The sequence below is a fragment of the Pseudomonadota bacterium genome, assembly GCA_030860485.1.
GTDB lineage: Bacteria > Pseudomonadota > Gammaproteobacteria > JACCXJ01 > JACCXJ01 > JACCXJ01.
In genome coordinates, this window is record JALZID010000054.1 from 1 (window position 1) to 11,048 (window position 11,048).

Below are 11,048 nucleotides of genomic sequence, written 5' to 3' on the forward strand. Positions count from 1 at the left end.
CAACCCGCATCGTCGGCACTCGTCCATCGCCTACTTGTCACCCGTCAACTACGAGAGGAGGATATGTTCAACACCGAACCCGCAACCACCGCAATGCACGGCTTGAATCCCAAACCGTAAATCGTCCACGGAACGGGGGGAAGTCCACTGCGCCTCTTCCGGGGGCTGTTGTTCACTCCTCGACAACCGCCGCTTTGCCAAGGTGATCGCTGCTCGGACGCGGCCAACGGCCCTCACCCATGCCGTAAAGCCCGGGGGTGGAGTTGATTCCATTAGCCTGGAAGCCCCGTGTGGGTGTTCCGCCGCATGGGCCGTCACACGACCGCATGCACTACGATGGGACATCGACGTTTGCGCGCTCACGAACATGGTGCGGATCACCGTGCCCCGACCGCGCGCGAACCCCGAGTTCCTAAAAACATGAACCACAAAATCAATATCTTATAAACATGGCCCCGGGATTGCCGTCCACCCGCACAGATCCGCCGTGGTAAGCCTGATAGTAGGGCGAACGGCGGACCGGGGTGGTTGGACCGTAACGGCGCGGTCAACCGCCAGGGCAAAGACGCCTGTCCCGATTCGGCAATACCGGTGTATCACGAAAGGGATAAAAGCTTATGACTCGCACCGTTCGATCACGACATTATACCGCCGCGGTAGTGGGCCTTTTGGGCACGGGCATGGCCGGGCCGCTCTACGCCGGCGACAACCTTATCGAGGCACTGAAGGGAGGGAAGGTAGACCTGTACCTGCGCTACCGCTTTGAATTCGTCGAGGACGGTCAACCGCGCATTACCGGGACGCCCCCGATGCTCACGACCATTCCGCTGCAAGACGCCCACGCCTCGACGCTACGCACGGCGCTTGGCTACAGCAGCGGGCTGTTCTATGACTTCGGGGCCTATGTGCAGATCGAGGACGTGCGGGTGATCGGCGATGACGCCTATAACAACGGAGGCGAGAACGGCGTCCTCGATCACGCCACGGTGGTCGATCCCGAGGGCACGGAGGTCAATCAGGCCAATCTACGCTATGCAGGTCTTCCTTACACTACACTGAAGCTCGGGCGTCAGGAGATCGAACATCGCCAAGCGCCACTGCATCGCTACATCGGCAATATCCTGTGGCGGCAAAATTGGCAGAGCTTCGATGGATTCCGGGCGCTAAACGAATATCTGCCGGCAACGGTTATCGACTATGCCTACGTGTGGAACACCAATCGCATCTTCGGGGAGGACAACGAGATCCCCGACCGCAGTGACTTTCGCATGGACAGTCACTTCATCAACGTTCAGTACAGCGGGTTCCCGTACGGGAAATTCGAACCGTATACCTATTTGCTGGACTTCGAAAGCACAACGTCGGAGGGATTTTCGACAGCTACCTTCGGCCTGCGTTTTCAAGGGGCGTATGAGCTCATCAGCTACCCCATTTCCATCCTCTACACCGGCGAGCTCGCCCATCAAATGGACTATGCCGAAAACCCAGCCGATATCGATGTCAACTATTACCTGGGCGAGCTCGGCGCCACCCATACGTTCATCGATAGTCCTATCGAGTCGGTTACCGTGAAAGGGAGCTACGAGGTGTTGGAAGGTGATGGCGGCGAACTGGTGAGCGGTTGTTGCGGCGGACGCGTCGCCCGAGCCTTCCAGACTCCGCTCGGCACCAACCACGCGTTCCAGGGTTGGGCCGACCGCTTCCTGATCACCCCGGCAGACGGCATCGAGGACCTGTTTGTCACCTTGCAGATCAAAGTCTGGGGCGCGAATTTCATGGCCATGTGGCACGACTTTTCGGCGAATGACGCCGATTACGATTACGGTACCGAATGGGACCTCTTGCTGGAGAGGCCCATCGCCAACAATTTTTTGGTCGGGATCAAATACGCCTATTACGACGCCTCGGGCGATGCGCTCAATAAGGCGCGTAACAGCATCGCGGGACAGGCCTTCGATCTCGAAAAGGCCTGGGCCTATGTTCAGTTTAAGTTTTAGGGCGCTGCGACACGACGCTGCGTGGCGCTAGAGCGCCCGGCGACGCAAGCCTGCCCGCCGAATTCTGGTCGCAGCGGCTTTTTTTTTACACCGGAGAAGCCATTCCATGAAAAACAACGCAGCGGACCAATCCCAAGGTAACGTCACAACGCAGGAAACACAGCCCACTTCGGCACAAGCATGCGAAATCAACCGCCGTCAATTCTTAACCGCGACCGCCAAAGGCTTGGGTGCCGCGGCCCTACTATCATCCGGACTGCCAAAATGTTGGATCGGCGGGGCTTATGCCGATGAGGGGCCGGAAACGTCGAATATAAAGTTTGGGATGATCGCGCTTACGGACTGCTCTCCAATTGTCATCGCTCACGAGAAAGGCTTCTTCAGAAAGTACGGTATCAACTCCACGGTCAGTAAAGGCGCCAACTGGGCAGCCATTCGCGACTCGCTTTCCAACGGTGACATTCAGGCGACTCACATGTTGATCGGTATGCCCATCGCTTCCACCATGGGGCTTTTGGGTTCACCCAAAAAACCCATGATCGCCCCTTGGATGCTGAATCGCAACGGCCAGTCCATCACCTTGAAAGCCGACTTGAAAGGCAAAGTGGCGGCCGATCCCAAAGCCCTTAAACCGCTGGTTGAGGAGGCGAAGAAAGCAGGCAAACCGATGAACTTCGCCATGACCTTTCCGCCCGGGACGCACGCCATGTGGATGCGCTTTTACCTCGGCGCGGGCGGCATCAACCCGGATAAGGATGTCGCCCTCATCACCATTCCGCCCCCGCAGATGATAGCCAACATGAACGTGGGCAAGATGGATGGTTACTGTGTGGGGGAGCCGTGGAACGCGCGCGCCGTCGCCGAAGGGATCGGGTTTACTTCGGTCAACACGCAGGATATATGGAAGGACCATCCGGAAAAGGTGTGCGCCTTCGCGGCGGAATTTGCAGATCAGAATCCAAGGACCGTGAAGGCGGTTCTGAAAGCCTTGCACGAGGCCAGCGTGTGGTTGGACAAAATGGAACACCGCCCCGAGCAGTCCGAGATCGTCTCCAAAGCCACCTACATTAATTGTCCGCCGGAGATCATCCTGGGCCGCTTGCAGGGGCATTACGATTTCGGCGACGGCCGCAAAACGGAAGACCCCAACTACATGATCTTCAGCGATCGCAACTGTAACTACCCACAACCCAAATACGCCAAGTGGTTCCTGAGCCAGTACCGCCGCTGGGGAATGGTCGAGGGTGCGCCCGATTACGAAGGGATTGCCAAGGAGGTGATGCGAACGGACCTTTATGAAGAGGCGATGAAAGAGATCGGGTACAAGCACGGCGGGCTTAACAATGATCCGGAAACCTTGTTTGACGGAAGGACCTTCGATCCGGCCAAAAGCGAAGAGTACGCCACCTCGTTCGAGGTCCATAGTATGAAAGGATAATGGGCCGTAGAACTACCTCGTAGGCAGTGTGTAAACCGGGCAAGCAGCAGTTGTGCATCGAGGCATCGCTATGAGCAATAACCGATTTAACATTGATTGGCTGGTCCTGCCCATGCTAGGGGCATTGAGCGTAATTGGGATATGGACGCTGTGGAGCTCGCTGCCGGATACGAACCTGCCTTCCCCCCTAAAAACCTGGGAGGTAAGCAAACCCTACATCGTGGAGCCTTTCGAAAAACGCGGCGAGCTGGACCAGGGCATTCTCAGGTTCACGTGGTATTCGCTGGTGCTGGTCGCCAAGGGCTACGCGCTGGCGATTCTGATTGGCACGCCGCTGGGTTTACTGCTTGGGCTTTCTAAGATGTTTGCAAAGAGCTTCGATCCCATTATCCAGATCTTGCGTCCCGTGTCACCCCTGGCATGGTTGCCGTTGGGTCTTGTGCTGTTCGAGAAATCGGAACCCGCCGCGCTCTTTACCATCGCCGTGTGCGCCATGTGGCCCACGGTCTTGAACACGGCGGTGGGCGTACGCTCGGTCCCGCAGGACTATATCAATGTGGCGCGGGTCCTGAAGCTGTCTCGAGTCAAGACCCTCTTCAAGGTATTGATCCCGGCCACCATGCCCTACATGTTTACCGGCTTCCGGCTCAGCCTCGGTATCGCCTGGCTGGTCATAGTCGCGGCGGAGATGCTGACCGGCGTTCCCGGTGTCGGCGGGTTCCTCTGGCAGGAATATAACAGCCTGATCTACGAGCACATCATCTTGTGCATCGTGACCATCGGTCTCGTCGGCTTCATTCTCAACCGGCTCATGAGCCTGGTCGAAGCTCGATTTAAATCGATTTGATATTGGCATTATGGCTTTCCTGGAACTAAAACACGTCTCCAAAGGTTACCGTTCCAACGGCGCCCTGACGCCGGTGTTGCGCGACATCAACTTGAGCATCGAAGAAGGGGAATTTGTCGCCATCGTGGGTTACTCCGGTTCCGGCAAGACCACGCTCATCTCATTGATCGTGGGGTTGATCCGGCCGGACACCGGCAGTATCACTTTGGATGGCGCGGAAATAACGGGACCGAGCCCCGAGCGCGGGATAGTCTTTCAAAATTATTCGCTGCTGCCGTGGCTGACCACTTACGAAAATGTGTACCTGGCAGTGGACCAGGTGTTTCGGAACTGGTCGGCCGCCCAGAAACGGGCTCACGCGGAGAAGTACATCGAGATGGTCAATCTGTTGCCGGCCTGGGAAAAACGCCCGGCTGAGCTGTCTGGAGGGATGCGCCAACGGGTGTCGGTCGCGCGCGCATTGGCCGCTGACCCACGGATCTTGTTGCTCGATGAGCCCCTCAGCGCCCTAGACGCGCTGACTCGGGCGACGCTCCAGGGTGAGATCGCCAGGATCTGGGACCAGGATAAGAAAACCATGGTGCTCATCACCAACGACGTGGATGAAGGCATCCTGCTCGCAGACCGCATCATTCCATTGACCCATGGCCCCGATGCGACGCTGGGGCCCGCCGTGCCGGTCGAGATCCCTAGGCCGCGCGACCGTAAAGCCATAAATCACGACCCGCATTTCAAACACACTCGGCACCAGGTGATGGACTTTCTCCTCGGTGTTGGCGTAAGGCACCGCAAGACCGTCACCCGCAAGCTGCATCTGCCCGACATCGAACCCGAAGATTTATCCTACGGTAAACCCTCACCCTTCTCTTTGTTCCGCCGCGGGCCCCTGCGCAGCAGGGAATTCAAGAAAGAGCGCGTGGAGATCGAGACCTAAGCGGTTGGCTAACAAGAATTAAACGCTAACTCCTATGAGCGCATACCTGACTATCTCTCGTCTCACGAAGATCTACGCTACGCCAAAAGGTCCGGCGGTTATCGTTAGAGATTTCGATCTTGAGGTGAATAAAGGCGAATTCGTTTGCCTCATCGGGCATTCCGGCTGCGGCAAGACCACGGTGCTTTCCATGCTGGCCGGGCTCAACGAAGTCACGAGCGGCGTCATGGTGCTGGCCGGTAAAGAGATTAAGGGACCAGGACCCGATCGCGGCATGGTGTTTCAATCGCCGTGTTTGTTGCCGTGGCTGACGGCCTTAGAAAATGTGATGCTAGGTGTGGATCAGGTCTATTACACCGCCAGCCGGCAAGAGCGGCATGATCTCGCCGAGTATTATCTGAGCCTGGTCGGTCTGGCCGAAGCAATGCGTAAACGGCCGACGGAGCTCTCCCAAGGTATGCGCCAGCGCGTCGGGATCGCGCGTGCGTTCGCTTTATCGCCCAAGATGCTGCTGCTCGATGAACCCTTCGGGACGCTCGATTCGTTGACGCGCTTTGAATTGCAAAAAGTGCTGTTGGACCTGTGGGGTCGCGATCAGAGGACCGCCTTTATGGTGACCCACGACGTCGACGAAGCGATCTATCTGGCCGATCGCGTGGTCATGATGACCAATGGGCCCGACGCCGAGGTAGGCGACATATTAGACGTGCATTTTCCCCGTCCGCGCGACCGAAAAGAGATCATGGAGCATCCTGATTATTATCGACTTCGAGAATATCTGATCATCTTCCTAGAGGAGCGTGCCGAAAAAAAACGCGGGGTCGCACCCGATGCAGCACCGCATGTTGATGAAAAGATAGTTGATCTAGCACCCACTCGGTACAAAGGCCGCAACGGTTCAATCTCTATCGTGCATGGCGATCCCAAGCGGGCGGGAAGCAATCGATGAGGTCAATCGATGAGTACGCCCGACTTGGATGGAGGATAACTTCGATTCCGGATGAGACGCCGGGTACGACCCGAGCGCGCTCGAAGGCTTGAGGGATCCCGCGTGGCCATCCTGACCGACCGTGGTCGGGTCCTCGCCCAACCCCCGTCGTCTTGAGCGGTTCGTGATCCAGGATGTGGCAGTGCATCACGAATGTGCCGAGGGAATCGGTGTAGCGGGTAAAGGATAGGATATTCAATGCGGCTTCGCAAGCGTGGTGCCTTCGCGAGCGCGACACAGACGACCGGGGCAGGGCTAGAGCTCTGAAGGCATGTTGTACCCCTCCTACGACTACGAAAGAGGCCGGGTGCGAAGCACCTACTCGACGACGATGTCGTCGAGTCCTCGCGCGCGATCCCCCGTAAGGCTTCGTCCACCACGGCTGCCGGCGCCAGCTTGGGCTATGTATAGTCTATACTCATGAGAGGAGGATGGTATAGTCGTAACCAATGAACCGGGGGAAGCCAACATGTCAGGCATTCTAAAAGGAAAGGTTGCTTTAATCACTGGTGTCAGCCGGTCTGGGCAGGTCGGCGAAGCAGTGGCTCAGGCTATGGCCGAGCAGGCCGCTGCCTTGGGCATCGTGGCGCGGACCCAGACGAACGTCGAGACGAGGACGGAGGAACTGCGGGGAAGCGGCACGCGTGTGATGCGTGTAATACGCGTGCTTCCTTTGAGCGCGGATCTTACCGATGAATCCCAAGTGACGCAGGTAGTTGATCGGATGATGGATGAATATGGGAGGATCGACACCCTGGTCAACCTAGCAGGCGGTCTCACTCGCTACAAACCTGCGGTAGAACATGCCTTGGAGGATTGGCAGCATGAGATGGGAACCAATTTACTCACTACCTTTTTGTGCTCGCGCGCGGTGTTTCCTCGTATGAGGGACAGTGGCGGTGGATCCATCATCAACTTTGCGCGGGCAGGACTTCCCCAGGCCAATATGGTGGCCTATAACTGCGCCAAGGCAGGTATAGAGGCCCTTACGCGCACCTTGGCGTTGGAAGGAAGAGATGCAGCCATTCGGGTTAACGCGGTCGCCCCCGGACTCGTGGACACCGAAGCCAACATCGCCGCCATGAAGCCTAAAGATCTCAAGCGCTGGGCCAAACGTCAGGACATTGCTCAAGTGGCAGTATTCTTAGCATCCGATGCCTCGGCAGGAATTACCGGTCAAGTGATCCCGGTGACAGGCTGGGGGATCTAGCCTCATGATAACCGTCTCCCAGAGGGACTTCCAAATTTGCTGAAGTCGGTCTGTATGGCATTGGCGGCACGAGCGGTACGGCCGATGCGGTGAATATAGTCCTCCGGGGCATTCGTCATATCGAAATTGACGACGTGCGATAGGCCCTCGACGTCGATCCCGCGGGCGGCGACATTCGGTCGCCACCAGCACACGCACTTTGCGTTGCTTGAACCGTGTCAGGGCCGTGGTGCGCGCGCCCGATGCGGCGTATCGCGGGCAGGAAGCCCATGTCGAGCATACGGTCCGCCTCATCGAGGATCAGGACCTTGACACCCGAAAGTCTGACCGTGCGCCGCTCCACGTGATCGAGCAGCCGTCCGGGGGCGGCGATGAGGATGTCGATACCGCGGCGCAGGGCCCTGACCTGTTCATACATGCCGACGCCGCCGTAAGCGGCCTCCGAGCGCAGCGGCATGTGCCGGCCATAGTCGCTGGAAGCTCTGGGCAACTTGGGCGGCGAGCTCGCGGGCCTACGTAAATCGGGTGGTTCGAATCCTGGTTCGCGCCGGCCTCAGCTCCACTCGCCCGCGCGGCACGCGCGGTCCAGGTAGCGAAATTCCCAGGAAGCGAAGAACGCCGTGATGGCGTGAGCCGCGAGACGTTTGTGTGAGGGGAAATAGGCGTCGTGCCTGTCGAGGGCCGGACATCGAGACCCGCGGCCTGAAACCTCAAGGCACGGACCGGACCATGCCGCAACAGGTGTCTTACTATACTGGTAGTTCCGAGGCACGCTCCGGATCTACCCGTGGACCGAATGCCCGATGAAGGTCAACCACAAAACTCCAAAGCCATTTGTTTGGACCAAAAAGGTCGAAGACATCCTGGACAAGATCAGCCATTGTAAAGCCATCAGTGAGCATGCTTCCCCTGTTGCCTTGACCGGCGGTGTGGATGCCGGTGGACAGAACATTTACGTAGCCCACCTCGCACGGCGTTTGGCCGCGTTAGGCTACGAAGTCGACGTGTTCACGCGGCGCGACGACGACAGGGCGCCGGAAGTCCTCAACCGGAAGTCCTCAAATGGAGCTATGGAGTCCGCGTGATCCACGCCCCGGCCGGTCCCGCCGCATTCGTACGCAAGGAAAATCTGTTGCCATGTCCCCGGCCTTTTTGTTACCCATTCTCCGACCGTTCACATAGGGGTGAATGCAAGACCTGCCCCCATTCGTCATCATTCAGCTTATTGTAATTTATGTAGCTCTACCCACATATTTTCATATTCTACTTTGTCTTCAATAGGCTTGCTGCTCGATCTAAACTCTTTATATATTTGATTTAAACATTTAATTAACCACGGATCAGTAGTATGAAAAATCGTTGATTCAGTGCCAGTTTTCATAAATGGGGTTAGCACAAAAGTAGCATCTGTATCGTCATAAATCGCAAAACGAATCCATGGCAATTTAGAATAGTATCCTAGTGATGATGTTTCCTTATAGTTGCTGAATATCTCCCTGTAATAATTATAATTTCCCCTGATTTCATCCTTATCCAATTTTTCAGCATGATACGGATCTTCTTGTTCAATGCCCTCTTTTTGCGATAATTCAAGCATTTTGAAAGCATCGCTTAAAGGATTAAAGGATTAACGACTAGCAATTCCACTCTGCCAGTTTTCATTGCCCTTTTGAAATTTGGTTGTATTATCTGCTCTCTCAGCCACGATGCACCGTGTACGGTGACTATACGAATAGAATGTTTGGCGGAATTTAAAAGGTCAGCATTTTTCTTATTGGCTTCTTCTCTGCTTTTGAATGCAATAGTTTGATTTTCCGATTTTTTCCCAAACACATAAGCAGCCAAATCATTGGAAATAGGAGCATTTTCTAACACTAATGATGCAGGACTGTAAAAATAAATAATCACAAAAACACCAATTGCTCCACCAGCACGAATGTAATTTTACTTTGAAAAGCTCAGATTAAGGTTAATTACCCCTGGAATTATTGCGGCTATGCCTGCCGAAAATAACGCTAGTACAATTCTAAATACGGTGTATTGAAATATGGTAGGCATTGGAAAAACAATAGCGATGACTAACTCGACGATAATAAAGGCAATGCTAAAACCAAAGAGGAAGTAAAGCTCTAGTTTGCTTTGGTCCTGAAATTCGTTATTCGTAGTCATACTTTACTTTTCCTTAACTGTGATAAAGCCCTAACTCAGGTCGCGGGTAGGGATGCCGGTCACCCGGCACCCTCCGCACAGATCCCGGCGTGCGGAATTACCGCACCGGGCTCCTGCCTCAGGTAGTAACGCACAGGCGTTGTGCAAGGCTCTTTCACCCTGTGCGCCGCCTGTCGTACCCGGTCAAGTGCCTGTTGCAGGGTATCCCCGCACTGCGTCCGGTCCCTGTTACACCCTCCCAGGTTCCCCTTGGGCAGCCCCCTTCCCTCCACAACCTCCGCCATTTCATCATGCCCCAGACCGAGGACCTTAGGCTCACCCTTGTCGCCGGCGTTTCCACCCGCGTGCCCGTGTAGGGCTCACCATAGCCACCCATCCTGTCCATGCCTCCATTTTGTTCGGTTGCTTTTCAGGTACTATGAGACTGTCCGACTCGCCACCATCGTGCATCACGGCCGTACCCTTTTGGGTTCTCCGTGCGGACCTTGGGCAGCAATAGCCCAAGGCCAACGGCGGCGTCTCCCTGGTCCCGTACAAGATGTTTCCGTGCATGCCAGGGGTCTCCGACCCCGCCGGCCTGTCTACGCCTCGCCCTACCGGCGCAAACCGTGTTGCGTGCTAGGAGCGCGTCGGCACCCAGCAAGTACTTTGATTTCGGGGCTCAATACCCTCCCTGCACGCTCCCCTGTCAACGCTTCGCCGCAGCCGTCACCGACTACAACGCATGACTCGGGGCCAGTGTGGTTGGCCAAACCTTCACTGTCGGAGACTTTCACTCCTTCACACCTTGCCGGTTTGTCCCGGCACACCCTAACGCCAAAGCTAACCGGCGCGCCACTTTATGGCGCGCCCGAGTTGAGCGACTGGTTAGCCTTCACACCGCCAAGGATACGAAATGCACCTTCGCTTGTGCAGTGACTTTTCGCACAAACATTCTGTGACATATTCACAATCTGTCCCGACAGAATACCGCGCAGGGTCCATGCCATCTTCACGGAAGGCTTTCGGGACCAACAACCAATGGCAGAAGGGCCATACCGTGCCCGAACAACCACGACGTGTCATACGCGGACAAGCCTCCTGTGTCAACATAACGTGAGCACCTTTTTCTTTATGAGTTTACTGTAGAAAGGTGAAGACCATGAACCAGGACATACAACCGTTGTTCGAAGTCGGTGCAATGAAGGTCGCGGCCGGCAATACGCCCGATCCCGAAGTGGCCGCGCTGGCCCAAGCGGCGGCAGTTCTCTGCGGCGTACAAGCGCCGCCTCGTGCGCGAGGCCAACGCCTGCCAAGTGCCGGGGAGGTGGGTGCGCTATTGCGCCGCGAAGGGTTGTACTGGACTTCCCCCCGTTCCGCGGACGATTTACGGCTTGGGATTCAAGCCGTGCATTGCGGTGGTTGCGGGTTCGGTGTTGAACATATCCTCCTCTCGTAGTTGACGGGTGACAAGTAGGCGATGGAC

The 11,048-nt window shown here is 56.3% G+C and carries 8 protein-coding genes and 3 pseudogenes; 8 read left to right on the forward strand and 3 right to left on the reverse strand.

The annotated features are described in order from the left end of the window. Positions 1-617: 617 nt before the first annotated feature. The 6 genes and pseudogenes from M3461_03000 (at position 618) to M3461_03025 (ending at position 7,414) form a co-directional block, all read left to right on the forward strand. Entirely contained in the window at positions 618-1,997 is a 1,380-nt protein-coding gene (locus tag M3461_03000) for an alginate export family protein (GenBank protein MDQ3773401.1), read from the forward strand. A 106-nt stretch (positions 1,998-2,103) separates the two neighbouring features. Further along, positions 2,104-3,435: an ABC transporter substrate-binding protein gene (locus M3461_03005; protein MDQ3773402.1), complete on the forward strand. Its 1,332-nt coding sequence runs from the start codon at positions 2,104-2,106 to the stop codon at positions 3,433-3,435. A gap of 70 nt (positions 3,436-3,505) precedes the next feature. Then, positions 3,506-4,282 carry a nitrate ABC transporter permease gene (gene ntrB, locus M3461_03010; GenBank protein MDQ3773403.1) on the forward strand — a complete coding sequence of 259 codons (777 nt, stop codon included), beginning with the start codon at positions 3,506-3,508 and terminating at the stop codon, positions 4,280-4,282. 10 nt (positions 4,283-4,292) lie between these two features. After that, positions 4,293-5,216 (forward strand): ABC transporter ATP-binding protein, encoded by a 924-nt coding sequence (locus tag M3461_03015; GenBank protein MDQ3773404.1) that lies wholly within the window; start codon positions 4,293-4,295, stop codon positions 5,214-5,216. Between the two features lie 43 nt (positions 5,217-5,259). After that, positions 5,260-6,165 (forward strand): annotated as a pseudogene (locus tag M3461_03020) (ABC transporter ATP-binding protein). Between the two features lie 508 nt (positions 6,166-6,673). Continuing rightward, positions 6,674-7,414, forward strand: coding sequence for an SDR family oxidoreductase (locus M3461_03025; GenBank protein ID MDQ3773405.1), 741 nt, complete (start codon positions 6,674-6,676; stop codon positions 7,412-7,414). A gap of 68 nt (positions 7,415-7,482) precedes the next feature. On the opposite strand, the pseudogene M3461_03030 reads toward M3461_03025, so the two are convergent. Further along, positions 7,483-7,847 (reverse strand): annotated as a pseudogene (locus M3461_03030) (DEAD/DEAH box helicase). A gap of 439 nt (positions 7,848-8,286) precedes the next feature. Here M3461_03030 and M3461_03035 point away from each other — a divergent pair. Then, a pseudogene (locus M3461_03035) lies at positions 8,287-8,552 on the forward strand (glycosyltransferase). Positions 8,553-8,636: 84 nt separating this feature from the next. Here M3461_03035 and M3461_03040 read toward each other — a convergent pair. Then, entirely contained in the window at positions 8,637-9,011 is a 375-nt protein-coding gene (locus M3461_03040; GenBank protein MDQ3773406.1) for a hypothetical protein, read from the reverse strand. Positions 9,012-9,025: 14 nt separating this feature from the next. Further along, positions 9,026-9,322: a hypothetical protein gene (locus M3461_03045; protein MDQ3773407.1), complete on the reverse strand. Its 297-nt coding sequence runs from the start codon at positions 9,320-9,322 to the stop codon at positions 9,026-9,028. Positions 9,323-10,724: 1,402 nt separating this feature from the next. On the opposite strand from M3461_03045, the gene M3461_03050 reads away from it, so the two are divergent. After that, positions 10,725-11,021, forward strand: coding sequence for a hypothetical protein (locus M3461_03050; protein ID MDQ3773408.1), 297 nt, complete (start codon positions 10,725-10,727; stop codon positions 11,019-11,021). The last annotated feature ends 27 nt before the right edge of the window (positions 11,022-11,048 follow it).

Excerpts from the sequence above, each read along its gene's own strand:
- M3461_03025 (MDQ3773405.1), top strand. The coding sequence starts at position 6,674 with ATGTCAGGCATTCTAAAAGGAAAGGTTGCTTTAATCACTGGTGTCAGC.
- M3461_03015 (MDQ3773404.1), top strand. The coding sequence starts at position 4,293 with ATGGCTTTCCTGGAACTAAAACACGTCTCCAAAGGTTACCGTTCCAAC.
- M3461_03040 (MDQ3773406.1), bottom strand. The coding sequence starts at position 9,011 with ATGCTTGAATTATCGCAAAAAGAGGGCATTGAACAAGAAGATCCGTAT.
- M3461_03000 (MDQ3773401.1), top strand. The coding sequence starts at position 618 with ATGACTCGCACCGTTCGATCACGACATTATACCGCCGCGGTAGTGGGC.
- M3461_03005 (MDQ3773402.1), top strand. The coding sequence starts at position 2,104 with ATGAAAAACAACGCAGCGGACCAATCCCAAGGTAACGTCACAACGCAG.
- ntrB (MDQ3773403.1), top strand. The coding sequence starts at position 3,506 with ATGAGCAATAACCGATTTAACATTGATTGGCTGGTCCTGCCCATGCTA.
- M3461_03050 (MDQ3773408.1), top strand. The coding sequence starts at position 10,725 with ATGAACCAGGACATACAACCGTTGTTCGAAGTCGGTGCAATGAAGGTC.